Consider the following 22,990-nt stretch of genomic DNA (forward strand, 5'->3'; position numbering starts at 1 on the left):
ATTCTATCATATCTGACCTTATATCGCCAAAAGCCAACTAAGTACATCAAATACTAAAGGTTTCAATTCACTATTGTTACTTTACCCTCGTCCAGATCATACATCATCCCTAAAACACTAACATTATTTCCTGCCAAACGTTCTTTAATAATAGGACTTTGCAAAATATCCAGCTTTGCATTTTCAACGTTAAATTCTGTAGTCTTAGAGATTAGATTTTCTGCACTGGTGCCTTCAGATTTAGCCTTTTCCAGGGCAGGGGCTATCTTGTTGAGAATTGAGGAGATATTACCATGAGCTTCCCCTCCCTGTACAGAGGCTGTGACCGCCCCACAGTTCTCATGCCCCAGAACTACGACTAACGGAGTATTTAAATGCTCTACGGCATACTCCACACTTCCCAACTCAGGAGGAGTAATGATATTACCTGCTATGCGGATTATGAATAGATCTCCAAGAGCTTGGTCAAACAAAAGCTCAGGCGGAACTCTCGAATCCGAACAACATACAATAACAGCAAAGGGATGCTGACCTTTTTCCATCAGCTCACTTCGTTTGCTAAGACTTAGATCCTTGCTTAAAGGCTGACCAGTCCTAAAACGTTCATTACCCTCCATTAGGAGTTTTTGAGCCTCTTCGGGAGTGGCAATTATGTCTGAACGCATGTAGACTGGGGCTGCCAGCACTTCCCGGGCTGGGGAGCTATCTGATACATTAGTTTGTTGCTCAGCTGCCGGAAAAAGTCTATCACAGCCTGAGAGCAGGATAGCTAAACTTAGTATTGCGCAGCTAAGATAATATGTTGATGGTTTACTCACGAAATCTCTCCTTATTATATCAAGTTGCAAAACAATTCTATCTCTATTTTACCATAATAAGGATAATTCTAATCAATTACTCTTGTAATTTCCTACTTAGACTATTTTTAGTAAGTTACTTAGTAAGGCTTTAAGCTGATATACCATGGAAGTGGCTTAAATGGCCAACTGAATCAGTGAATTACTCCCCGTCGGGGACGAGAGGTCAAATGGTGCATCGATGCACCATTTGATTTCAACTCCTTGAGGAGGGTTTGCAACTCCAAAGACTGTCAGCAAGCCCTAACTTAGAAAAAACTCCTCTCCAGACTAAAGATTTTTTAGTCTGGAGAGGAGTTTAATGCCTAAATGAATCCCTGTCAGCAGGCTCACCTTCTAAGTTGAAAACCTATACCTTTTCTAACAATTGGATAATAGCTGCTCTTTTACACATACTATTCATTATTTTTATTTTCTTGGGGAGGTTTTCTTGTGTGGAAGAAGGCTATTTTAGGTGGTCTGATAGCATTCGTAGCTTCATACATACTATTTCAAATAGGGTATGTTGCAACCTCCGGGCCTTATTTTTGTGCCCAGTGTCATGAGGTAGAAAAATATGTTATATCCTGGCAGCAGTCACCTCATAACAACTTAAATTGTCTAGAATGCCATCAGCCTCGAGGCGAGTTGGGTAAAATCCATGCTAAAGCCCGGGGATTAAATTATTTGTTCCAACATTTTAGCGGCGACTTCACCGTTCCCACTCGAGCCATTGTGTCGGATCAGAATTGTTTAATATGTCATTTAGGAGACAGAGAGCGCTATCCCAATACAGTTCGTCTAACAAATAGTGCCAAGGTAAACCACTATGAAACCATCCAAAACTCCCAATCGTGCTTAACCTGTCACCGATCCACCGGGCATGAAGTTGATATGTACTTGACCCCAGACCTCAAAGGAGCTAAAGAACAACTTTAGATATTAAAACATTGTTGAAACTCCAATATGATTAATTGATTGAAAGATAACGGCACCGCCTAAAAATATAATTAAGCATGAGGAAACCAAGGCCAAACGATTTACAACCTGCCATTTTTCTAACCGCTTCATTGTGTGGCTAGCTCGAACCACAAATAAGGCTATGGCTACCATAGTAATAGCTCCTCCAATTGAGAAGGCCCCAACTAATCCTAATCCCAAAGGGATTTTATCCGCTGAAACCGCCGCGAGCAAGATGGCTAAGGCACTTGGACAAGGAACAATACCCGTGAAAAATCCTGTCAAGAATAAATTAAATGGCGTCGAGGGAGTCGTCATGCTTGAATGACTATGACCATGATGGCAATTGCAATGACTGCTGCAATTATGGCTAACAGTATTTAGGTGCTTTTGCTTCTTTTCCCGATAATCAAAGATTCTTTGAGTAATTATATTGAGACCTATGTAGATCACAACTATTCCGGAAATAAGTTGAAGCCAATGAATCAAATTTTCCGGAACAAATACCTTAATGGCCGTTGAAGCTGAAACTGCCAGCAGAACAATCGAGAGAGTATGTGCCAATGCGGAAATTAGACCAATCATGACAGCCTCTTTAACTTTAGCACCGGAAGAAATTAAGTATGCTGTGATCACTCCCTTACCATGCCCCGGTTCTAATGAATGAAGAGCCCCTAAACCTATCACCACCGGAAAAGTATACATTAATTCCAAAATAGATTCCTCCCATTTTAAGCTTAATAGTATATATGCAAGCCTGTCTCATTACTTGCTACACCTATGCCACTAATCTCGAGAGAATTTTCAAGGGTATTCTAAGCCTAATAATGGGTTATGCCTCCTAATCGACTCTGTCAGTGAAGGCTAAGCTAGCTATAGTTTTCATATGAAAGAGATCTCATTACCTGCAACTAATAAAGAGCTCACCCCCATTAATCACAAGTGGGAGTGAGCTCTTTATCGGTCTGGGTATTTTAGTATCTAAGATTTATGAAACTTCAGGTTTTAGCAACCCCTTCTCTTGGATGAACTCCATCAGAAGCTTGGCAGTTCCTCCCGTTAGCTTCAGACATCGGCGTAAATGCTCAGGAGAGTCATATTCATGAGAGTTTAAGGCCCTACAACAGGTCGCTTCGTATTCTTTGAGGAAGCGATCGTGAAAGTCGTGAGCAAGATTGTAGGCTGGTTCTCTGCCGTCGCTAGGATCAAAACGTCCCTTCAAAAGTCCTAAAACCATAACTGAACCTGTCAAGGCACCACACATACAACCAGCGTAGCCCAATCCCCCACCAAAGCCTGTAGCCATTTTTAGAGCTTCTTCATTTAAGGGATTATTGAGGATTTCGTTAAATGTATGAACAATAGATTCGGAACAATTCAGGCCATTTTTAAACTTATTTCCGGCACGAGAACGAGCTTCCAAGGCTATGTCTTCCATGTTCTTATCCCCCTTTATAATTACTTACTATTAGTATTCTACATTGACCACTGTACTCCTACTAGTAAGTAAATAATTATCCATTTTTGGGGGTAGTTTCAATTATAAGGCAGGTTTTCTAAAATAATTCCTCGTCTTGGGGGTCTTTAACAGTAAAATAAGCCCCCTCCAGAATCCTTGCCAGAACACTAAGGGGTGTTGTCGCCACCTCTCTATACATACGATGAGTATATAAGTGTCTTACATTGGGAAATTCTTGTTTAAATAGCCGACGGGCTTTATCTCCGGCCTCATCAGCATCTAACAGAACACATACTTCATCATCGCTGTAATTAGCAATTAATTCTTCTAATTTATCGACACCTAATGTTCCATTAGTACACACGATCTCTACAGGTTCATCTAAGATCTGGAGTAAACGTTGCTTATCTGTTTTTCCCTCTACTATAATTACTCTCATAATCCACCAATTCTTTCTATAGGCTTACCATTCGTACTTATTATGAATAGCTGACTACTTTTTTAAGATTACTACTTTTTATTAATACTTCTATAAGCTAACTACTGTACCTGGAATACAATAGCTATGGTATCAAGTAAGTATCCTTTACAATAATGCTATTAATAGACTCTACCCTTTACAAAGGAAATATACCAGGACTAATCCAATTGATACTCAGAAACATGGCTGACTTACCTCGGAAAATATGAATATAAATTCATTTTTTAAGTCTAAACATTCTAAATAGTATAGATTTTCCAATACAAATATATTACAGTACAAGTAGTACTTAATGCAAAAAGAATTGGGGGAAAACAAAAATGAGCTATGGTAAACATTTGGCCTTTAATAAGGATGGCAGAATCGGAGTTATTACCCTGGATAATGCAAAAGGATTTAATTTAGTGGGTTCTGATTTTCTCAAAGAATTAGAGGAAATACAAAAAGAGATTACTGCTGACGGCAGCCTTGGAGCAATCGTAATAAACGCTGATGGTGATAACTTTTCGGCAGGAATTGATCTAAAGTTTTTAAAGGAGGTTAGTTCTGAGTTTATCATGGCCAACCTGGTATGGCTGCAAAATCTTTATTCTTTTTGGCAAGATCTACCTATTCCAGTGATCGCCGCCATTAATGGCCTTTGCTATGGTTCTGCTACGGAACTAATCCTAGGCTGTGATATAAGAATAGCCGCTGATGACGCTAAATTCTCTATTCCTGAAGTACGCTTTGGCTTAGCTCCAGATATGGGCGGAACTACCCGCTTAACTCATCTCGTTGGGATTGGCCAAGCTAAACGCTTGATTCTAGGTTGTGAAGAAATTGATGCGGAAGAAGCATTGCGAATTGGCTTAGTAGAAATCTTGGTTAAAAAAGAGGATCTTAACCAACGGGCGATGAAACTTGCTAAGAAAATGGCCGCCTTCCCTCCCTCTGGGGTTCGTTTTGCGAAAAAAGGTATTAATCTAGCTAATGAAAGCGGTGTTCAGGCAGGATTGCTCTTTGAGCAGTCTCAGTCAACTTTTTGTTGTGGAACAGAAGATTTGCGCGAAGCAGTTACCGCCTTTCTGGAGAAGCGAAAACCTGTCTTTAAAGGACGGTAATTCAAATACTTCTAAAACCGTAAAACTCTCCACAAATTGCTTGTGGAGAGTTCTTCTTTTCACTTAAATTTTTCATCATACGGCGAGAAGACTCTCACCTCCAGAGGTGGGGGAGGTTCACTTTATTTCTTATATAGACAAGTGAGTTTGGTTATTCGATTTATCATTGCCGTCACTTTTCAAATCTTTTGCTGCCTCCAGGCTGCTTTCACTAATTTCTTTGCTGTTCAGTAGTTTTGCGTACCAAAGACTATGCCGATGTTTGACATACTCCCGATTAATAAACCCGGTGAACATCCCGGGGATTAACGGACGGTTTTCTTTGAGCAGAAATGCCGCCAAGTGCCCGATTATCCCAAAAATAATCAAGCCCGTACCGATGTTATGCAAGGCGGTGTTCCAGTATAAGAGAGAATGGGAAAGGTCAACGCCGGGAGCATTCTTTAAAGTCTTAATCAAGCCGGTAACAATTAAAAGGAGTAGGCTAAAACCGATAAACAAATAAGCAACCCGTTGTTCTGCCAGATATTTATCTGAAGCGGGCTCTTGCCCCTTGGTCAACATAGCTTTAATGATCTGATAAGATTCTTTCAGGTCACCTTTCCGAGGGAAAATATCAAACTCACGCCGGGCAAATGCATACACAATATGAAAGGCTGCGACAAATATGAGCCCAAGAGCTCCTAGATAGTGTAATTTGATGGTTATAAAGTAATCACCGAGCCATGCTGCTCCGGGGAGCTTTGTGACATTATAGCGTGTATACAAAGGCAGTTGACCTAACCCAGTAATAATCAGCAAAATCACGGAGAGGGCCGTTGTCCAGTGGACAAATCGATTGACAAGACTTTGACGCAAGATCTTGCTTTGCTTAGGATTATTTGTTTTCTGTGCCATCGCTCTTCTCCTCTCTTTGATCCTTCAGATCAATTTGGGCACCCTTGACCTTATCCCCTTTTAACGTTAGATAGGCAGTTATTCCAGCTGCAGCTGCTCCCGCAAAGGGAGCGATTACTGTACTGAGAAACATACCTTTGCCTGTGGATAGATAATTCTCGACATTTACCGGCATTCCAGGACGTCCTGGTGCTGTATCCTTCTTACTGACCTTATCCTCTTTAATGGCCGCATCAATTGCTGCAAACGGAACTGCAGAGACATAATAGGTAGATGTTCCCCCATTTTCTTTGTCCCCATAGATAAAACCGTTAATATCTTCTGCTTTTTTGTAAGCGAGGGTTTTAATCTCGTCTTTCTTCCCTATTGAGATGGCATTTTTAGGGCAAGCGCTGACACAAGCTGGCTTTTTGCCCTCGAGCAAAAGATCGAGGCACATATCACACTTATACATAACTCCTCCACCGGCTAAGTCCGGAGCAACTTCCATGTATATTCCAACTCCTGCTTGACGCTGTGGAATACCCCATGGGCAAACATCACGACATTTAGCACCGCCAAAGCATATCTCATCATCAATGGATACTGCTCCAGTTTGATCCTTAGTGATTGCACTAAAAGGACATAGCTTTGAACAGGTTGGATGGTCGCAATGCATACACCTTCTTGGAACATAGACTTCTTGTTCTACACCATTGTATTGAACCTTAACATGATCCACAAACGTCCAATTATAGGGAGTTAAGCGACTTTTTAAGTCTCTCTTGTTTGACCAGTCCTCCACTTTATCTTGGGGCCAATATTTTTTCAGAGGTTTTTGAGGTTCAGGGAATCGCTCCTGATTATGCTTGCCACATGCCTCGACGCAAAGTGGTGTGGCATAGTTTTTACACCCGTCACACTTGGTCAAATCAATTAGGGTACCTAACTCTCCCGCACCTAATTCCGAAGCCTGAACAGGTTTATTAAGTCCTGTAACTGCTAAGGCACTGAGTAACCCAGCTGCAGTAGTTCTCTTGAAAAAAGTCCTGCGAGAGATAGCATCGCTTCTATTCCGGTTATTATCCATTTTCATACCCCCCATGCCCCCCCTACCCCCCCTGTGTATTTTATTTATTGTATTATTTTTATCATAGAATTGTGCTATTGGCAAGGGGAAATTTAGCGATATACGCTTAACCTATATTGGTAATTCAAGGGAATCTGACATCAGAGTTTACCCTTTTTCTCAAGTTGAACCTCGTAACTCTACCAATACCCTCTTAGGCTATGCCACCTTTTTTCATTTCATCATTAATATGTATCTAGCCATGAGCGCGTGAAAAAAAGCAGGTCTCAATGACCTGCTTTCATCAACCTCATTCCTTAATGTCTGTTAAAACGACTTAGGAACGTCTGCAAACGTTCGCTTTCGGGATTATTGAAAATCCTCTTAGGTGATCCTTGTTCAATAATGCGCCCTTGATCAAAGAACAAAATTCGATCCGCCACATCACGAGCAAAATCCATTTCGTGAGTTATCAGAAGCATTGCCATTTCTCCTTCAGCAGCAATAGCCTTGATAACTTCTAAAACTTCACCAACTAACTCGGGATCTAGTGCGGAGGTCGGTTCATCAAAGATCATAACCTTTGGCCGCATAACTAGGGCACGAGCAATTGCAACACGCTGCTTCTGACCTCCAGAAAGCTGCGCCGGATAGGCATCTATTTTATTGGCAAGCCCTACTTGTTTCAGCATTGTAACAGCACGTTCCATTGCCTCTTCTTTACTAAGCCCAAGTACATTTCGAGGGGCTTCCATGACATTGCGTAAAATCGTCATATGGGGAAAAAGATTGAAGTGCTGAAAAACCATACCAATATTCCCCCGAACTTTATGAAGGTGCTTCTCGTTAGCTTTAACCAGTTTCCCGTTTGTTTTTTGATGCCACAACATTTCTCCATCGACTTCGATGGTTCCTGAAGTCGGTTCTTCTAAGGTCATAAGCAGTCGGGCTAAAGTCGTCTTTCCTGATCCGCTTGGACCAATAAGGGCTACCTTTTCACCCGGCGCAATGTCCAAGTCAATATTCCTTAAAACTTGAAGATCACCATATGACTTACTGATATTGCTATAGTTTACAATCGGCTGTACAGCGACTTTCCGTAGATCGTTCCCTATACTTTTAGTTGATTCTTCGTTATAAATAACTTTCAATGGTACACTCACGCGATCAACCTCCTTAGAATAATAATTTTTTAACTAAGTCTATCTGAGATTTAGACGGACTTCCAAGCGCCTCACCATCAGCGAAGATGAGTAACTCAATACTAAGAACAGCACTCCAACGATCGTAAATGCCTCCAGATAACGAAATGAGTGCGACCCCAGCATCTTTGCGGTCTGCATTATCTCAACTAGGGTGATCGCTGAGAGTACAGGGGTTTCTTTAAACATAGTTATCAGATAATTCCCCATAACCGGTATTACCGGCGGAATAGATTGAGGGAGAATAATCTTGCGCCAGGTCTCAAGAGGAGTAAAGTTCAGTGCTTTAGCCGCTTCCCATTGACCCGGCGGTATTGACTCGATTCCACCACGGTATACCTCTGAGAGATAGGTACTATAGTGAAGCCCTAATCCCATAACTCCGGCAATAAACGGTGAAAGAGAAAGTCCATGTTCCGGCAAGACGTAAAATATAAAATACAGTTGCACTAATAGCGGTGTGCTTCTAACAAACTCGATAAATCCTTGGGCAAATAGAGATAAGGGTTTAAAGTCTGATCTGCGCGCCAGTGTCAGAATCAAACCTACCACCAGCGCTACTGCAAAAGCAACAAATGTAGCCGAAACTGTTATTTTTAAGGCCTCTAAAATCTGGGGTAAGATTAATAGTGTATAGTCCCAGTTCCACATAATTAATACCTCCCCGCAGATAACCTATGCTCAATCCATCGAATTCCCCTTGTAAATGGCAAAGATATCACAAAATAGATTACCAACAGCACAGAAAAAATTTCCGTTGGACGCATAATAGAGGAATTGAGAACCGTCGCTACAAAGGTCAAATCAGCAAGTGTCACTAGGGATACCAGAGCAGTTCCTTTAAGCATTTCTATGATCAGATTTCCAAAGGCAGGTAACATCATTACTAAGGCTTGGGGCAAAATAACCAGCCAGGTTCTTTGCCAAGGGGTCATGTTGAGGGCAATTGCAGCTTCAGTCTGACCTTTTGGCACAGAAATAATGGTACTCCGGACAATCTCAGACCCATAAGCCCCTGCGTTAAGTGATAGGGCCAATACCCCGGCCAGCATTTTTGGCAGCATTATACCGAATAGCGGTAAGGCGAAGTAAATCCAGAAGAGCTGTACAAACAAAGACGTTCCTCTAAATATCTCTACATAAGTTGCGGCTAAGAAACGGACGGCTTTGATTTTCGAGAGCCGCCCAAACCCCGCTAAAAATGCTAAGAAAAAGGCAATTACTGCTGAAAAAAGTGTTAATTGAATTGTTATTTTAGCTCCCTCCCAGAAAGAAGGGAGAATATCAAACCACATAGGTTCACATCGACTCCTTTCAGAAAGGTTAGTTTTTGTATGATTTTATGGATCACAAAGCTTAGTTATCCCTTGGAGTACTCAACTCTTCAGCTGTTTTATCTCCAGGCAATTCTTGTTCTGTAAATCCAAACTGAGAGATGATTTTTAATAATTCTCCTGATTCCTTAAGTTTCTGGATTTCACTGTTAAAAGCTTCGCGAAAATCTTGGTCATCTTTACGGAAGGCTGTGGCACCATAGCCTTTAACTTCCTTACCATCAATAACCGGCTGTACAAAATCCATGACTCTTTCTAAATCAGGATTATTAGCAGTTTCAAGTGTCGCCTGTACGGAAGGTCCGGTAGCGGTTAATGCATCAGCACGACCTGATTGAAGAGCTGATAATGCTGCCGGCATATCCGGTACGGTCATAATCTGCTTGAGGGGTACTCCGGATTTCAGAAGATATTCATATTCAAAGGCTCCTCCCGGAACGGCGATTTTCACATCAGGATTAGCAGCAATATCCTTGTAACTGTGAAGATTTAAAGGATTTCCTTTTTTAACAGCAATCGCTTCTCCGATACTGTACTCAGGATTAGCAAAATCTACTTCCTTAGCACGTTCAGGATTGATAAACATCCCTGCCGTAATCATGTCAAAGCGCTTGGCATTCAGCCCGGGAATAAGGGAAGCAAATTCTGTTAACTCCCCTTTCATTTCGCTAATACCCATATTTTTAAGGGCGGTTCTAGCAACCTCTACCGCTTCCCCTGTAAGTTTACCGTCCGGGGTTTGATAGGCATATGGTTTCTCGTTGGCAAATCCTACAACAACATATCCTCTTTCCTTCGCGGTCTCTAATGTGGACTTAGCTTTACTACCGGAATCGGTTGTCCCACATCCTGCTAATCCCAAAAGGGACAAAGCGAGCGCAGCGGCGAGTAGTTTTCTGAATCGTTTCATGTAATATCCCCTTTCCAAATAGAAATTAGTTCTCTCTTCTAAACTATTCCTGGAATACATGTACAAAATTAAAGAACCTGGTCAGGTTCCCAACAGAGAAAACGCTTTAACTATTTCAACGCTTTTCAAACGTTTTACCGTAATAATTCGCTTTCCCTTCGGCAACTGACAACCTTATGATAACAAATAAGTTGTTAGTTTGTCAAGGGTTGTGATTATCACTTTTCTAGTTATGAGGATTGCCTTTAAATTCAAAAAGAGTCTTAGCCACTCTCAAAAAGTGTCTAAAACTCTTTATAAACTCTCTGCTTTTAATGATTAGCGCAATGAATTAAGAGGATTTACTGTATCTCCATTGATTATTACTTCGAAGTGGAGATGTGAACCAGTCGATCGACCCGTCGACCCAACTAAACCAATGGTCTGACCTTTAGTTACCCTCGCCCCGGCAGAAACTAATAGTTTAGTGGAATGAGCATAGCGTGTCATCACTCCATTGCCGTGATCAATGAGAATAGTATAACCATAATTACCGCTCCAGCCGGCACTTACAACCTTACCGGCAGCTGCAGCTGTATAGGGATCCCCTTGATCCCCATCGATGTCAATTCCTGTATGAAACTCAGAATGGCGATAACCATAGTAGGAGGTTATGGGCCCTCTTAATGGCCAGGATACCCCGGAAACAGTGCTCCCGCTACCACGAGAATAAGCAACAGTGACTTGTTGGGGGCCTTTTTCAATGATTTGAGAAACTGCGGTTTTTAGTACTTTTTCATCCTTAACGGTTTGGGTAACTACTTTTTCATTTTTTTGAACGTATGCGTATTGTACTTCTTTTTCTCCGTCACTTCCAGCTTGTTTTACTTTTGTTTGTCCACTGGAGAGACTGGAGTCAGTTTTGGTAACCACATCAAAGGGAATTGTTTCTATATCCGTACGAACCCCTTCACAAACCACTGTTATGTAAGGAGCAACTTTTTCTAAGGTGATTTTCTTGCCAAGTTTTAAGATAGTATCTTCGTTCGCACCGGGGTTACTTGCCAAGACTTCTTTAGTCTTCATATCGTTTTTTCGTGCTATGAGCCACCAAGAATCGTTTTCCTGAATTGTATATTCGATCTTTTGCAGATTACCCTGTTTAAGTTTTTCAAGAGCTTGCTCATAGGAAAGTGCTTGGTCTAAAGGCACCTCCACAGGCTCAGTCTCAACCTCTTCTACAAAAGAGACTGAGGTAACTTGGTTTTTTTCACTTGGCTTAGCATAATACTCTTGAAATTCTTTTAGCAATCTTTCTCCATCTTCAGCTTTTGCCAGCACAAAAATAGGCTCATTATTTACCTTTACTGCTGCTCCGTCAACATAGTAAGAGATGTCTGCCTCTAATGTTGACTTAGATAAAGCCCTATATTCGGAATTTTTTATTCTAACAGATGAAAAGGTAATACTATCATGAGTTTTAGCTGCAACGCCTATGGGAGCTCCCTTTTCAGAGAGGATTTCATCGATCATTGCTCCCGCTTGCTGCTGACTTTCAAGAAGACCTACCTTTTCTCCATTGACAACAACGTAAACTGCAGAGGTTGTAGAGTTCAGGTAAACAATTCCACTTCCCATTAAGAGCATCAGAAGAATTGAACCTCCTATAACTTTTGGAGACTTCCATGTGATATTCTTCAATGTGAAAATCTTAGCTTTTAAAACATCAAGGTATTGTTTAAATGGTAAATCACTGGCCTTTTTCATAGAACCCCCTTTAATTTATTTTAGTCAATATATTCGTTTAAATGACCTCTTCCTATATTATTTTCTATTATTCTGCCTCGATTGTCAACTTAATGTAATAGAGGAAAGTTGCCACTTTCTGATTTTCACATGAATTTTAATCTTGCGCAAAGCTAAAAGGAGACCATCCGTCACCTAAAAGTATTTCCGCAAGCAGGGGATCCTCTGTATTTAAAAAAACTTGTCTGCCTAATCCCAACTTATTTAGATATTTTGCAGCATCTGCCCAAAAACTTTGATCCCCTTCGGAGATTTTTCCTATTGAGAAGAATAGAGGGACCTCAGTAGTTACAGGAAGGGCTAATTGAGCAAGTGCCAAGCGATAGGAAAAATAATTTCTTTTAACCACTGTTTCATTCTCAGTGTATTTACCTTTTTGGGAGAAGAAATGCTCGAAAATCCATTGTTTTTCTTCACTAAGATTTTTTTCATACTTAGTTTGCCATTCTTGCCAAGACAAATCCAAGATAGCTTGGGCATCATTTAAGGCATGGCGCAAATCTTCATAAGCTGTCCATTGACGTTTTTTAACTTCTATTCTTTTCTCAAGGACAGACAAAGAAGCAGCTTGTTCCTCCCCCTGAAGACGAGTATTTAAGGCTTCTAAATGCTGGTGTATTTCTACTCGCTCTTTTTCCCAGGAGGACATTTCTGCCAGCCTTTCCTGACTAGAAAGACGCTGTTCACGTTCGAGTTCAGCTAAAGGTTCAAGTATCCTTGAGAGTTGTTCTAGATCCCGATTCCCAAGCTTTTTGACGAAGATCTCCGAATACTTGACCACTTCCTCTTTAACTTCATCTCTTTCTTGCAGCTGACCGGCTACATTTAAAATAGCTGATAGGACTTCCTCTCGATCCCCCAAGGAAATACCCCAGTTCTTTAAATTTTCACTCATCCCTTCAGCACAGATTGCTAGCTTTTTTTCCAGGTCTAACTTTTGTTCTAAGTCCTTGTTTAATTGATCTGTTTCTTCTGAGCGCTGTTTCTTCATTTGCTGATAGGCTAACCACCCATTCAACCATTCGCTAAAATCTGCCGCTTGAACTTTCGAAAGAGCAAGTTTTATGATTTCATTACGTGAATCGATGATTCTGAGCAACTTTGGTTCTTTATTGACTTTTTCCTGCAGCTTCTCAATTCTCTTTTTTAGGTTTTCTACTTGTCTTTGCTGTTGTTGATATTCCTCTAGCCGACTTGTGAATTCCCGATAGTTTGCTACATGATACCTTTGGTAATACTCCAGAAGATGCGCTGATAACCGTTCATTAATACTCTTTATCTTTAAGGGTTTAGTTAAAAGTTGATCCGTAATATTACATATTTTGTAGCTTTGCCAGCGGTTTAATTGTTTTTCTTTTCTAGTAATCCGGTTAACAGCATCTTCAGTTACATCGGACATAACTATTAATTTTGATAACTTAGTGATTTCCTCTTCATACTCTAATTTAAGCTCATCTAACTCTTCTCTTAGCAGGATAAGTTTATCAAGCCTGTCTCGAGCTGAATCTCTCTCCTCCATCACCCGCCGGAGCTGCTGTTCTTCGTCTTCTCTAAATCCCTGATAGCCTGACGAAAGGAGTAGTTTTTGGATCTGCTCAATTAGTTTTATTCGAACTTCTATTTCTGCAGTTAAACTTCTCACATCTTTCTGAAAGCAGGCCCATTCCATACATTCTTCTCGAAAGTTCTCTATGATCTCCCAATCGACTGCACCATCACTGGAAATCGCCCTAAGACCTTCATCTAAACGTTGTTGGCGCTCTTCCATCCTGCTTATCTCATCTTGAAGTTGGCGCAGCTCACGATAATCTGGGTTTTGAGCAAGACATTCAAGGCGTTGATGGATTTTTTGAGTGAGAGCAATTTTTTCAGTTAAGATAGCTTGATTTTCTTGCAAATTCTTAATCTCAATCAGGAGCAGTCGATTGTCTTCTTGTTGCCGATGGGCATTCTCCCATTCATTTCGTAAAGCATCGTATTCAGCCTTTACTAACTCCATATTCTCTCTTTGATCTTTAACTCTTTTTTGAGCACCAATCAGGGAAGCTCGCACTTTAGTTAAAGAGAAATCCTCATCTCCACCTTGGCTAAGGTTATTAATTCGCAAAAACAAGTTATCCTGGCTGTCTTTTTCCGGCCAAGTAATTCTGCCACCTTGCAGAAAAGCTTGCATCCGAGCCTGAAATAAGTATTCTCCAATGGTCATCTTTTCTGGCAGATTAACTTTATACCCATTTCCATCTAAGAAGGTAAGTTGTTGTGTTATTTGATCCTCTATTTGGATATTTTCATAACGAACCACGAAGTGATGATTATCCTCAGATATCCATACCTCAGCTGCTGCATTATCTTTTTGCTTCTCCAACAATTGAGATTCCTGTTCATAGAATAGCTTCATCAGTAAATCGTCTAATAGTTTCTGATTATTGATATCTCGATTAATTATCAGAGTTGGACCTGTAGGGAATATCCAGTCGATATCCTTTAGATCTCTGAAATTACTAAGTCTAATCCGTTCAATCTTCATCTACTATCCGCCCCTGCCCCAGTGCTGTCATTCCGATTTTTTGTACAACTCCCCAATACTCTTTGTTTTCCGATTCAACCGCTTCTGACAATCTTGTTTGTAGTTTACCGGAAAAAATTTGGGCAAGTGTAGGAAAGCCTTCCTGAATATTTACTTTAGAAGGCCTAGGCAAATCCACATAGGATGGGTCTGGTTCTGCGTGAGCAATAACTTCAACGAAAGGAAGCTCTGCCATAAGCAGCTTCTGTAAAGGAGATACTAACCTTTCAATCTCTAATTTGTCTCCAGAGATATTAATCCTATATAAATTTTTTTGACGTTCATCAGGGCTTAGCTCTTTGATTATTCTTTCAGCTATTTCAGCAAGAGATTCTTGAGACTGAACTGTTAAATTTATTTCATAGTAACAGCGTTGTCCCAGTTCTCTAAATTCAATACAGGTTGATTCTTCTCTAATTTCTCCCAAGATCACACCATGAGATCCAATGTCAACAAAACTTCTAGCCTCTATCACTCCACAGTCTGCCCAGACAGTCTTTCCTGCCTGCTGTATTCCGCTCCATCCTTCCAGATGTCCGAGGGCTAAATAGTTTACCCCACTGGCAGATATTTGGTCTTGCTTAATGGGTATAAGTCCTTGGCTATTCCCTTGTGAATCAACAACAGCGTGAAGAAGCATAATCTTTAGTGTCGTATCATTAATAGGAGTGAAATCATCCAGAAATGATTTCTCTTGATGATATGCAGTCCAGCCTGCCCCATATATTGTTAGATTATGGGACGGGAGTTTGACACTTTTAATTCCACTTGAGAATATATGGACATTCCTTGGCCATACTGTCAAGCGATAAGCAGAGGATATTGTAAGCGGGTCTCTTCTGCCTGGTGTGATGAAAACTTTGGTTCCTTCCAATTTTCCAAGTAATTCAGCGACCCGCTCGACGGTCTCCTGGCGCACATACTGCTGTTCAAATAGATTACCGGTTAGAAAAAGCAATTCGATTTTTTCCGCTTGGCAAAGAGATAGTAGAGCCTGAAATGTCTGCCACAAATCTTGATTCCTTGCTGCTGCCCACCTCTCCGGTCCATCCCAAGCGGGGCTATCAAATCGAAAACCGGCACACTGTATGAAACGTACACTTGCAGCCATTTATTCTCACCTCATCCGGTACAAACAATCGTTATTTAAGTTCAGTACTGTTACTTAAATCGACAGAAAAGTACTCACCTTTATTCATGGCATAATGCCCAGAAGCATAGGGATTTCCTTCAACTGTAATATAAACCTTATCCACCCCGTAATAATTTCCTAGGGTATTAGTGATGCTCTGCAAGATTAAACCCTCATAACTAGATCCGGCAATCATTTCGCCTCTTAATTCTTTACTAAAATCAACATAAACTGCGTTATCCTTATTTAAGTAAAGACTCTTTATCTTGACATTGGGACCTAATACCGGAACAACATCCCCTTTGGGCAACTCTTTAAATGCCCTCTCAAAAGAAGCTTTTGTGAGATCATTGGTTTTAAAGGATAGTTTTTTGCTGACAAAATAAAGCTTATCAACATTATTATTGGGATAATAGAATTTGACTGTTTGGTTCAGAGATACATCACTTTCCAGTTTGCTTAAAGTTGAAGTGACCACAAAGTCATCTGATGTAAAAACTGATTTTACAAGCCCAATATTCGGGGCATAATAGTCTTGAGTTTTATCCGCTTTGCCCTCGGTAGTCACTTCTAGAGTTTTGTAAGTACCTGAAGGCGTGGTTATATCAGCTTCTATATTAGTTATCGAACGTTTTCTCCCATCCGCCAAGACCCATGATGTTCCCACGACAAGTGGTTCTTGCAACAGAATTTCTTCACTGTTACCTGGGCTTTGGAGTAAGTTTTCTCTAAAGTAGCTTTCCCCTCTTGCTAATCGCAAGGTCAGCTTTCCATTGTCCAATTCCAGCACTTTTACCGTCTCTGTTCCTCCATTATTTGAACGAGTCTGAATCCGGTTTCCTTCGATATAATCAACCATAACGTTATATGAGGCATACTCAATTCCTTTGCCCTCATAAACGTAGTTTGTATTTTCTTTGAAAGAACAATAATCTTGGATGCTTAGTGTCTTAGTTTCTTGGGGTTTATCATCCGGCTTACTGGGCGCAGTGCCACCCTTATTGGCACATCCGTTAAGTAGAGCTAGGGTGAGCAATATACTAATTAGGTATACTAGTTTCTTCATTTTTCTCCCTCCTCGGTGGTTTGATGTTAGTATAGCACTTCTCGGTCTAATTACACAGTTAAGATCGCCAGAGTTACTGAACTTGTGCCAAAAAACTAATCCTTCGCTACGCCTAGGGTTCCTCTGATTAAAAATCAATCTGCTGGTTTGTGACAAATTATTGCAGGGATTCGACGTTAATGGTCGAATTAACTATTAATAACCAAGAGAGAGGAGGCAATGCAACATGGTTGTACTTATCTTATCCCTTATCTGTTCGTTGCTTATTGCGGTGTTTGCCATCCAAAATGCTGGTTTAGTGACTATACAGCTCTTCTGGGTTACTAGAGATGTGCCCTTAGTCTTAGTAATCTTAGGTTCCACATTTGCGGGAGCTTTAGTAATGCTCCTCTTAGCAATCTGGCGGGAACTGCGCCTTAAGCTAAAGTCCAAACAACACCCTATGGATCAGTGTCAAAAGAGCGACCCTTCTGGTCAACAAGCTATTTCCCCTTTGAAGCCGACAGATGGGGCAGAATAATTAGCAGTTAAATTTAAACGAGACAGATACCTAACAATGGTTCTGTCTCGTTTATTCTTGGTGGGTTTATACTTCTATAGAATAGGCTGCTGAGGGATTAGGGGCTAATATTACAAAACAGGACATGTCTTTTTCTCCTGTGTTTTTCAGGCTGAAAACCTCAGCCCCTTTACAATGGATAACATCTCCTTCGGTAATCTCGTGTATTGTACCATCTACCCCCATTTCCCCTTGCCCGACAAGCACGTGGATAATTAGGTCACTTTGTTCATGGTGGTGGGGCGGGACTCCCTGTCCTGGTCTAAAGTTTAGAACGAAGTTCAGAACTCGAGATTCATTAAAAAGTATCTTCTTGGTAAGATTATCATCTTTATAGACGATTTTATCGGAGATTTTTTCAATCTTCATAATCTACCTCCATGCTTCATATTTTTGTATTTGTTGATCTTATTCTTATTAACATTGCTTAAACTACTTCTGACAGTGAGGGCAAAAAAAGGCATTCCTCCCCCCTACTTCCGACTTTTGAATATCCTCCCCACATACTAAACAAGGTTTACCGCTGCGATCATAAACTTTAAAGTAGGGATTATATCCCCCTGTAAAGTCATCCCAAGAGGCAAAGGGTTCCTCCATGTCTCCGCCAAGGCGAATAGAATCTCTAATAATTCTGACCAAGGAAGCAAATAGATTCTCTTTTTCAGCATCATCTAATGTCGAAACTCCTCGGGTTGGCAGTATACCTGCGCTGAATAAAGCTTCATTAGAATAAGCATTTCCTACGCCGGAGATGTTTTTAGGGTTCATTAACCAAGGTTTGATCATTCCCCTTTTCCCTTTCAGCAATTTGGAAAAGTCCTGGCTGTTGAAATCCGGGTCTAAAGGATCTTTTCCTAATTCCTGCAATTTCGTATCCAGATTAACTTGATCAAGGTAGTGCAAGTAGCCCAGTGTCAGATTGCAAAAAAAGAGTATCAAGCCACCGGATAGTCCAAAAATGACACTGGCTCTTCCCGGAAGATCCTTAACGATGTTTTTCAACTCTTCTGCACTGCTCTCCATGATCACAGACTGTAAAACTTCCGCTTTTGGGTTATCGGTCTTTTTGAGGGTTTCGGAGTCAAGTTTCAAAAGAAATAGCCTGCCATCAAGCATCATATGAGTCAGTAAAAAATCGCCTTCCTCAAAATTAAAAATTAAATATTTGCCCCGTCGCCTAATCTCTTTAATTCTCTTCCCTTTTACCTTTGCGCGGAATTCTGTTAATTCCAGGTTAATGCTTTTTGCTCGTAAGATATTAACCTCACTGATTTCTTTGCCTTTGACCCATTGATTTAAATAATTTTTATAGATCTCCATTTCAGGAACTTCAGGCATGGATTCTCAATCCCCTTTCGGCACCTGTTGTTATAATTCCACTAGGCCCAAAGATTAATGCAGTGGGGTTGAGATATTCCAACTTTCCTCTACAATCATTTCAAAGGTTTTAAACTATGTATAGCTATTTCGGCCATAAATCTATACCCATCCAGACTAGGATGGACTTCATCGACAAAAAGCTTGGCTTCTTCACCTGCCTCCAGGCGCTTAGAATAAGGAGTGTAAAAGTCAATCAATGGCAAACTATTGATTTTAGCACAATCTGTTAACCACCCTCGGTATTGACGGAGAAAAACCTCATCATCTGCCACTAAGGAAGGGGTAGGCAAGCCAAGTATAGGGATGATTCCATGTTCCCGGCTCATTTTCACCATGGCTGAGAAATGGGGAGTTACATTTTCTAAGGGATATTTGACATAGGCATCATTGGTGCCGCCAAGAATAATCACGTAGGTCGGATTATTTGATAAAACATCACCCTCGAATCTAGCGTTCATTTCTTGGGTTAGATTCCCGTTGATCCCTTTATTGATTACTTCACATTGAAGTTCTTGGGCTAAATAAGTCACCCAAGATTCTTGGGGAGTATAAGGATAGCCTTCGGTAATTGAATCACCAATTGCAACGACTTTCATAACTTTTTCGGACTCCTTCCCTAGATTTTGGTTGAAGATTGAGTGCTTTAAATGGCTGATTAAGCACAGTTCACTTTCAGTCTAAAAACGCAATATACCGGTTAAGATGTATTTGCATACCTTAACCGGTATATTTTTATAGGGACGTATTAGGCATTTTTCATCCTCTGCTGGCTGGGTTAGCGGCATAAAAGTTTACTCGACACGTACAGCTGTCCCCGAAGCGCTAACCATCAGCATGCTGCCACTTTGACCAACTACTTCATAGTCCAGGTCAACTCCAACCACTGCATTGGCTCCTAATCTTGATGCACGCTCTTCCAATTCTCGCAAAGCAATTTGTCTGGCTTCTTGCAGTTTTTCTTCATAGGCCCCGGAACGCCCGCCAATGACATCTGTTATGCTTGCAAAGAGATCTCGCATTATGTTAGCACCCATAATAGCCTCACCGGTAACTATACCAAAATAAGCTGTAATTTTATGCCCCTCGATAGATGGTGTAGTTGTCACAATCATGTTTTTGCCTCCCTATTCATCTGGTTTCCTTTAATTATAAACGATATACCATGTATTAACAATCAATCGTACTTCTCATTAATCTTTCAAAAATTATTAAAAATATGCTTAAAATATTATATTTCAACTGGTTTATTGTAGTATACTTGGATTTATTAGATTTAATGGAACATCTGGAGGCTAATGATGAAAGTATTGAAAGCAGTTGAAATGAACCGCTGTATTGGCTGTTTATCATGTATGATAACCTGCAGCGCCGTTAACCAACAAGACCATTCCATCTTAAAAAGTGCTATTCGGATTAAAACCAGTGGTGGACTAACAGGCAAGTTTGTGGCAATTGTCTGTCAAGCATGTAAAGATGATGTACCCTGTGCTGAAATCTGTCCAACAGGGGCACTTATAAAACGTCAAGCCGGAGGAGTTTTGTTAGATAAAGATAAATGTATCGGCTGCGAACTTTGCGTTAATGCCTGCACTGTTGAGGCAATTCATTTTGATCAAGAGACTCAAAAACCTATTGTCTGTAAGCATTGTGGTGTCTGTGTTCGCTTTTGCCCCCACGGCTGTTTACAGTTAGTAGAGGAGGGACTATAATGTTATACGAAAAAATCATTCGGGTTTTATACATAGACCTTGCTGCAAGTAAGATCGAAGTCAAGAAACGAACAGATTTGAGCGAGTATCTGGGCGGAGTCGGCATAGCTACAAAACTGCTCGAGGAAACCGTTAAACCTGAACTTCCTCCTCTTGCCCCTGAACAACCCATTATCTTGGCGATTGGCGCAATATCAGGTATCTTTCCACTGGTTACTAAGACAGTTGCCATGTTCCTTTCCCCCCTTACAGGTGAAATGGGGGAAAGCTATGCAGGAGGCAGACTTGCTTTAGCATTATCAATGGCTGGTTATGACGCTGTTGTGATTTCCGGAAAAGCGTCCCGCCCTTCTTACATATCTATCGAAGGAGATACTGTCCAAATCAAGGATGCTCGTCCCATTTGGGGGATGGATTCGGATGTTGTCGGACAATTCCTGCGAGATTCAGAAGAAGGCCGAGGCAGACGCAGCATTTTGCGGATCGGGCCAGCCGGTGAAAAGATGGTCAAGTTTGCCAGCGTATGTGTTGATACCTATCGGCATTTTGGGCGTCTGGGCTTAGGGGCAACCATGGGCAGTAAACTGGTCAAAGCGATTATTGTCTCCGGAGATAATACGACAAAAATTCAGAATTTCAAAGACTATTTCCGCTCTTACCAAGAAATTTTCAAATCTGTCACTGAGACTGATTTAATGTCCAAATATCATGACCTAGGGACAGCTATCAATGTTGAGTCAGTAAGTGCTTTAGGTGCCCTGCCCACCAGGAATTTGATCGAAAATCACTTTGACGAAGCCGAGGAGATTAGTGGTGAAGCCTTCGCTGAAAAAAGCTTAGTAAGAAAGATGGCCTGTACGGGCTGCCCAGTTGGCTGTATCCATATTGGGCAATTCCGTCGTAAGTTTGACGACGGCTATGACTACGAATCCGTTAGCGTGGCCTATGACTATGAATTAATCTATTCACTTGGAAGCCTACTGGGTATCCCTAAAACGGATGAAGTATTACAGCTGATTGAGGTTGTGGAAAAAACAGGTATGGATGCCATCTCTGCCGGTGTTGCCTTAGCCTGGGCCACTGAAAGCCTAATGCAAGGCATTGTCACCGAAGAAGATACTATTGTCCCCCTAACCTTTGGCAATTCGGAAAACTACTCTAAGGCCATCCGCTATTTGGCCAGTGGAAGGAATTCATTTTACGCAGCTCTCGGAGAAGGAACCCGCTCTGCAGGAGCAAAGTTCGGCGGAAAAGACCACGCTCTCCAAGTTGCAGGCAATGAAATACCCGGCTATCACACGGGCTATGCCAATTTAGTGGGTCTTACCGTAGGTGCGCGACACTCCCATCTATGCAATGCAGGTTACTCAGTTGATCAGTCATTAAAAGACTTTGACGAACAAAAAGCTGTCAATAAACTCTTTGACGAAGAACTAGAACGCTGTCTTTTAAATTCCCTCGTTATCTGTCTCTTCGCTCGAAAATTATACAATCGGGAGACAGTGCTAAAAGCTCTTAGAGCGGCAGGCTATCCTTTAACCGATGATGAGCTCACATTAATTGCCAAGCGAATATACTCCACAAAGCTGCGCCTTAAAGAAAAACTTGGCTTCGACCCGCGCCAAGTCGAGTTACCTAAACGCTTCTTTAAAACTCCAAGCATGCAGGGAATCCTGGATTCAACAATGGTAGAACGAATGATAAGCCAGTACGTAGAAAAATGCGAATCCCTACTCGCCGAAAAAATTTAATCACCTAGCAAAAGGAACGAGTCTTGAAAGACAGTCGTTCCTTTTTGCTATGGGAGAAAGAAAGAGGCATGGCCCCCTTACTTTCTCCCACACGTTCCCAATCCGGCCCCAGACGACCAGAAATTAAGGGGACATTTTGCTTAGTGAACACTTTAGTGAAGTTCACGATAAAGCGAGCGCCGATGCTGAAGGGCCAATTGCGCCCAGGTTCACTTCCTGCGCTACCCAGAGGTTGGCGCAATTCCTTCAGCATCCAGCGAGCTAGTGAACGCAACGAGTGTGAGCGGGCATTGTCCCCTTACTTTCACCATACTTCACTACTTTCACACCTTCCGTCCCCCAGCCCCAGGCGACCAGAAACTAAGGGGACATTTTGCTTAGTGAGCACTTTAGTGGAGTTCACGATAAAGCGAGCGCCGATGCTGAAGGGCTAATTGCGCCCGGGTTCACTTCCTGCGCCGCCCAGAGGTTGGCGCAATTCCTTCAGCATCCAGCGAGCTAGTGAACGCAACGTGTGTGAACGGGCATTGTCCCCTTACTTTCACGACCCCAAATTAATGCACTAAAAACTGCCTTACATCGTCAAGGGCCTTCCTTAAATTCTGAAGAGCTTCCTCACTCATTCGTCCTGAATTTTTCATCCTGTCGATTAGATCATCAGGACCAATCCCCTGCATTTTCATTGTATTGATAATCTCTTTTTCATCTCTGGTTAAATCTTCCCATTTTCTCATAATTAACACCCTCCCATTTTGTTAAAACAGCGACCTGCTTTGTAGCTTTTGAGTTCTACCAATTTTTATGTATCTGCC

Annotated in this window: 25 protein-coding genes; 5 read left to right on the forward strand and 20 right to left on the reverse strand. The window is 41.4% G+C overall.

The window, feature by feature from the left end; genetic code table 11:
* Positions 1–62: 62 nt before the first annotated feature.
* Positions 63–818 carry a carbonic anhydrase gene (locus tag BLS16_RS08995; RefSeq protein ID WP_092332464.1) on the reverse strand — a complete coding sequence of 252 codons (756 nt, stop codon included), beginning with the start codon at positions 816–818 and terminating at the stop codon, positions 63–65.
* A gap of 471 nt (positions 819–1,289) precedes the next feature.
* Here BLS16_RS08995 and BLS16_RS09000 point away from each other — a divergent pair, with 471 nt between their 5' ends.
* Positions 1,290–1,775, forward strand: coding sequence for a cytochrome c3 family protein (locus BLS16_RS09000; protein ID WP_092332466.1), 486 nt, complete (start codon positions 1,290–1,292; stop codon positions 1,773–1,775).
* 3 nt (positions 1,776–1,778) lie between these two features.
* Here BLS16_RS09000 and BLS16_RS09005 read toward each other — a convergent pair whose 3' ends face one another.
* The 3 genes from BLS16_RS09005 to BLS16_RS09015 form a co-directional block, all read right to left on the reverse strand.
* The gene (locus tag BLS16_RS09005) at positions 1,779–2,501 is read right to left on the reverse strand and encodes a nickel/cobalt transporter (RefSeq protein ID WP_242876246.1); all 723 of its coding nucleotides are present in this window, start codon (positions 2,499–2,501) and stop codon (positions 1,779–1,781) included.
* 283 nt (positions 2,502–2,784) lie between these two features.
* Entirely contained in the window at positions 2,785–3,234 is a 450-nt protein-coding gene (locus BLS16_RS09010) for a C-GCAxxG-C-C family protein (RefSeq protein ID WP_092332470.1), read from the reverse strand.
* Positions 3,235–3,352: 118 nt separating this feature from the next.
* Positions 3,353–3,694, reverse strand: a complete 342-nt coding sequence (locus tag BLS16_RS09015; protein WP_176786111.1) for a toprim domain-containing protein — start codon at positions 3,692–3,694, stop codon at positions 3,353–3,355.
* 362 nt (positions 3,695–4,056) lie between these two features.
* On the opposite strand from BLS16_RS09015, the gene BLS16_RS09020 reads away from it, so the two are divergent.
* Complete coding sequence (locus BLS16_RS09020; RefSeq protein WP_092332474.1) at positions 4,057–4,839, forward strand: enoyl-CoA hydratase/isomerase family protein; 783 nt, start codon at positions 4,057–4,059, stop codon at positions 4,837–4,839.
* A 129-nt stretch (positions 4,840–4,968) separates the two neighbouring features.
* Here the strand turns inward: BLS16_RS09020 and BLS16_RS09025 are convergent, their stop codons facing one another.
* The 10 genes from BLS16_RS09025 to BLS16_RS09070 form a co-directional block, all read right to left on the reverse strand.
* Positions 4,969–5,736 (reverse strand): formate dehydrogenase subunit gamma, encoded by a 768-nt coding sequence (locus BLS16_RS09025; RefSeq protein ID WP_092332476.1) that lies wholly within the window; start codon positions 5,734–5,736, stop codon positions 4,969–4,971.
* On the reverse strand, positions 5,717–6,805 hold the full coding sequence (locus tag BLS16_RS09030) for a 4Fe-4S dicluster domain-containing protein (protein WP_092332605.1): 1,089 nt from the start codon (positions 6,803–6,805) through the stop codon (positions 5,717–5,719). Before BLS16_RS09030 ends, BLS16_RS09025 begins: the two co-directional genes overlap by 20 nt.
* A 296-nt stretch (positions 6,806–7,101) precedes the next feature.
* The gene (ehuA, locus tag BLS16_RS09035) at positions 7,102–7,899 is read right to left on the reverse strand and encodes an ectoine/hydroxyectoine ABC transporter ATP-binding protein EhuA (protein WP_427846372.1); all 798 of its coding nucleotides are present in this window, start codon (positions 7,897–7,899) and stop codon (positions 7,102–7,104) included.
* Positions 7,900–7,986: 87 nt separating this feature from the next.
* Entirely contained in the window at positions 7,987–8,637 is a 651-nt protein-coding gene (gene ehuD / locus BLS16_RS09040) for an ectoine/hydroxyectoine ABC transporter permease subunit EhuD (protein WP_092332480.1), read from the reverse strand.
* A gap of 2 nt (positions 8,638–8,639) precedes the next feature.
* Positions 8,640–9,281 (reverse strand): ectoine/hydroxyectoine ABC transporter permease subunit EhuC, encoded by a 642-nt coding sequence (ehuC, locus tag BLS16_RS09045; RefSeq protein WP_092332482.1) that lies wholly within the window; start codon positions 9,279–9,281, stop codon positions 8,640–8,642.
* A gap of 61 nt (positions 9,282–9,342) precedes the next feature.
* Positions 9,343–10,230: an ectoine/hydroxyectoine ABC transporter substrate-binding protein EhuB gene (gene ehuB, locus BLS16_RS09050; protein WP_092332484.1), complete on the reverse strand. Its 888-nt coding sequence runs from the start codon at positions 10,228–10,230 to the stop codon at positions 9,343–9,345.
* Between the two features lie 318 nt (positions 10,231–10,548).
* Positions 10,549–11,976: a peptidoglycan DD-metalloendopeptidase family protein gene (locus BLS16_RS09055; RefSeq protein ID WP_092332486.1), complete on the reverse strand. Its 1,428-nt coding sequence runs from the start codon at positions 11,974–11,976 to the stop codon at positions 10,549–10,551.
* 136 nt (positions 11,977–12,112) lie between these two features.
* Positions 12,113–14,542, reverse strand: a complete 2,430-nt coding sequence (locus tag BLS16_RS09060; RefSeq protein WP_092332488.1) for a coiled-coil domain-containing protein — start codon at positions 14,540–14,542, stop codon at positions 12,113–12,115.
* Positions 14,532–15,692 (reverse strand): metallophosphoesterase family protein, encoded by a 1,161-nt coding sequence (locus BLS16_RS09065; RefSeq protein ID WP_092332490.1) that lies wholly within the window; start codon positions 15,690–15,692, stop codon positions 14,532–14,534. The genes BLS16_RS09060 and BLS16_RS09065 overlap by 11 nt, the downstream gene beginning before the upstream one ends.
* 31 nt (positions 15,693–15,723) lie before the next feature.
* The gene (locus BLS16_RS09070) at positions 15,724–16,779 is read right to left on the reverse strand and encodes a GerMN domain-containing protein (protein WP_092332492.1); all 1,056 of its coding nucleotides are present in this window, start codon (positions 16,777–16,779) and stop codon (positions 15,724–15,726) included.
* A gap of 226 nt (positions 16,780–17,005) precedes the next feature.
* On the opposite strand from BLS16_RS09070, the gene BLS16_RS09075 reads away from it, so the two are divergent.
* Positions 17,006–17,299 (forward strand): LapA family protein, encoded by a 294-nt coding sequence (locus BLS16_RS09075; protein ID WP_092332494.1) that lies wholly within the window; start codon positions 17,006–17,008, stop codon positions 17,297–17,299.
* Between the two features lie 66 nt (positions 17,300–17,365).
* On the opposite strand, the gene BLS16_RS09080 is transcribed toward BLS16_RS09075, so the two are convergent.
* The 4 genes from BLS16_RS09080 to BLS16_RS09095 form a co-directional block, all read right to left on the reverse strand.
* Complete coding sequence (locus BLS16_RS09080) at positions 17,366–17,707, reverse strand: cupin domain-containing protein (protein ID WP_092332496.1); 342 nt, start codon at positions 17,705–17,707, stop codon at positions 17,366–17,368.
* Between the two features lie 63 nt (positions 17,708–17,770).
* Complete coding sequence (locus BLS16_RS09085) at positions 17,771–18,676, reverse strand: Fpg/Nei family DNA glycosylase (protein WP_092332498.1); 906 nt, start codon at positions 18,674–18,676, stop codon at positions 17,771–17,773.
* 95 nt (positions 18,677–18,771) lie between these two features.
* Positions 18,772–19,314: an SGNH/GDSL hydrolase family protein gene (locus BLS16_RS09090; RefSeq protein WP_092332500.1), complete on the reverse strand. Its 543-nt coding sequence runs from the start codon at positions 19,312–19,314 to the stop codon at positions 18,772–18,774.
* Positions 19,315–19,509: 195 nt separating this feature from the next.
* Positions 19,510–19,830, reverse strand: a complete 321-nt coding sequence (locus tag BLS16_RS09095; RefSeq protein ID WP_092332502.1) for a heavy metal-binding domain-containing protein — start codon at positions 19,828–19,830, stop codon at positions 19,510–19,512.
* Between the two features lie 186 nt (positions 19,831–20,016).
* Here BLS16_RS09095 and BLS16_RS09100 point away from each other — a divergent pair, with 186 nt between their 5' ends.
* Complete coding sequence (locus BLS16_RS09100; RefSeq protein WP_092332504.1) at positions 20,017–20,427, forward strand: 4Fe-4S dicluster domain-containing protein; 411 nt, start codon at positions 20,017–20,019, stop codon at positions 20,425–20,427.
* Positions 20,427–22,178, forward strand: a complete 1,752-nt coding sequence (locus BLS16_RS09105) for an aldehyde ferredoxin oxidoreductase N-terminal domain-containing protein (protein ID WP_092332506.1) — start codon at positions 20,427–20,429, stop codon at positions 22,176–22,178. The genes BLS16_RS09100 and BLS16_RS09105 overlap by 1 nt, the downstream gene beginning before the upstream one ends.
* A gap of 4 nt (positions 22,179–22,182) precedes the next feature.
* On the opposite strand, the gene BLS16_RS09110 is transcribed toward BLS16_RS09105, so the two are convergent.
* Together BLS16_RS09110 and BLS16_RS09115 are read right to left on the reverse strand one after the other, a co-directional pair.
* Positions 22,183–22,452, reverse strand: coding sequence for a hypothetical protein (locus BLS16_RS09110; RefSeq protein WP_092332508.1), 270 nt, complete (start codon positions 22,450–22,452; stop codon positions 22,183–22,185).
* A 280-nt stretch (positions 22,453–22,732) separates the two neighbouring features.
* Positions 22,733–22,912, reverse strand: coding sequence for a hypothetical protein (locus BLS16_RS09115; protein WP_092332510.1), 180 nt, complete (start codon positions 22,910–22,912; stop codon positions 22,733–22,735).
* Between the last annotated feature and the right edge of the window lie 78 nt (positions 22,913–22,990).

Origin of the sequence: Desulfosporosinus hippei DSM 8344, from assembly GCF_900100785.1 — a bacterium.
Classification (GTDB): domain Bacteria; phylum Bacillota; class Desulfitobacteriia; order Desulfitobacteriales; family Desulfitobacteriaceae; genus Desulfosporosinus; species Desulfosporosinus hippei.

Bases quoted from the DNA above. Each gene is read 5' to 3' on its own strand.
- BLS16_RS09025 (WP_092332476.1), bottom strand. From the start codon at position 5,736: ATGGCACAGAAAACAAATAATCCTAAGCAAAGCAAGATCTTGCGTCAA.
- BLS16_RS09100 (WP_092332504.1), top strand. From the start codon at position 20,017: ATGAAAGTATTGAAAGCAGTTGAAATGAACCGCTGTATTGGCTGTTTA.
- BLS16_RS09095 (WP_092332502.1), bottom strand. From the start codon at position 19,830: ATGATTGTGACAACTACACCATCTATCGAGGGGCATAAAATTACAGCT.
- BLS16_RS09115 (WP_092332510.1), bottom strand. From the start codon at position 22,912: ATGAGAAAATGGGAAGATTTAACCAGAGATGAAAAAGAGATTATCAAT.
- ehuD (WP_092332480.1), bottom strand. From the start codon at position 8,637: ATGTGGAACTGGGACTATACACTATTAATCTTACCCCAGATTTTAGAG.
- BLS16_RS09030 (WP_092332605.1), bottom strand. From the start codon at position 6,805: ATGGATAATAACCGGAATAGAAGCGATGCTATCTCTCGCAGGACTTTT.
- BLS16_RS09070 (WP_092332492.1), bottom strand. From the start codon at position 16,779: ATGAAGAAACTAGTATACCTAATTAGTATATTGCTCACCCTAGCTCTA.
- BLS16_RS09065 (WP_092332490.1), bottom strand. From the start codon at position 15,692: ATGGCTGCAAGTGTACGTTTCATACAGTGTGCCGGTTTTCGATTTGAT.
- BLS16_RS09060 (WP_092332488.1), bottom strand. From the start codon at position 14,542: ATGAAGATTGAACGGATTAGACTTAGTAATTTCAGAGATCTAAAGGAT.
- BLS16_RS09075 (WP_092332494.1), top strand. From the start codon at position 17,006: ATGGTTGTACTTATCTTATCCCTTATCTGTTCGTTGCTTATTGCGGTG.
- BLS16_RS09085 (WP_092332498.1), bottom strand. From the start codon at position 18,676: ATGCCTGAAGTTCCTGAAATGGAGATCTATAAAAATTATTTAAATCAA.
- ehuC (WP_092332482.1), bottom strand. From the start codon at position 9,281: ATGTGGTTTGATATTCTCCCTTCTTTCTGGGAGGGAGCTAAAATAACA.
- BLS16_RS09015 (WP_176786111.1), bottom strand. From the start codon at position 3,694: ATGAGAGTAATTATAGTAGAGGGAAAAACAGATAAGCAACGTTTACTC.
- BLS16_RS09010 (WP_092332470.1), bottom strand. From the start codon at position 3,234: ATGGAAGACATAGCCTTGGAAGCTCGTTCTCGTGCCGGAAATAAGTTT.
- BLS16_RS09005 (WP_242876246.1), bottom strand. From the start codon at position 2,501: ATGTATACTTTTCCGGTGGTGATAGGTTTAGGGGCTCTTCATTCATTA.
- BLS16_RS09020 (WP_092332474.1), top strand. From the start codon at position 4,057: ATGAGCTATGGTAAACATTTGGCCTTTAATAAGGATGGCAGAATCGGA.
- ehuB (WP_092332484.1), bottom strand. From the start codon at position 10,230: ATGAAACGATTCAGAAAACTACTCGCCGCTGCGCTCGCTTTGTCCCTT.
- BLS16_RS09090 (WP_092332500.1), bottom strand. From the start codon at position 19,314: ATGAAAGTCGTTGCAATTGGTGATTCAATTACCGAAGGCTATCCTTAT.
- BLS16_RS09105 (WP_092332506.1), top strand. From the start codon at position 20,427: ATGTTATACGAAAAAATCATTCGGGTTTTATACATAGACCTTGCTGCA.
- BLS16_RS09055 (WP_092332486.1), bottom strand. From the start codon at position 11,976: ATGAAAAAGGCCAGTGATTTACCATTTAAACAATACCTTGATGTTTTA.
- BLS16_RS09080 (WP_092332496.1), bottom strand. From the start codon at position 17,707: ATGAAGATTGAAAAAATCTCCGATAAAATCGTCTATAAAGATGATAAT.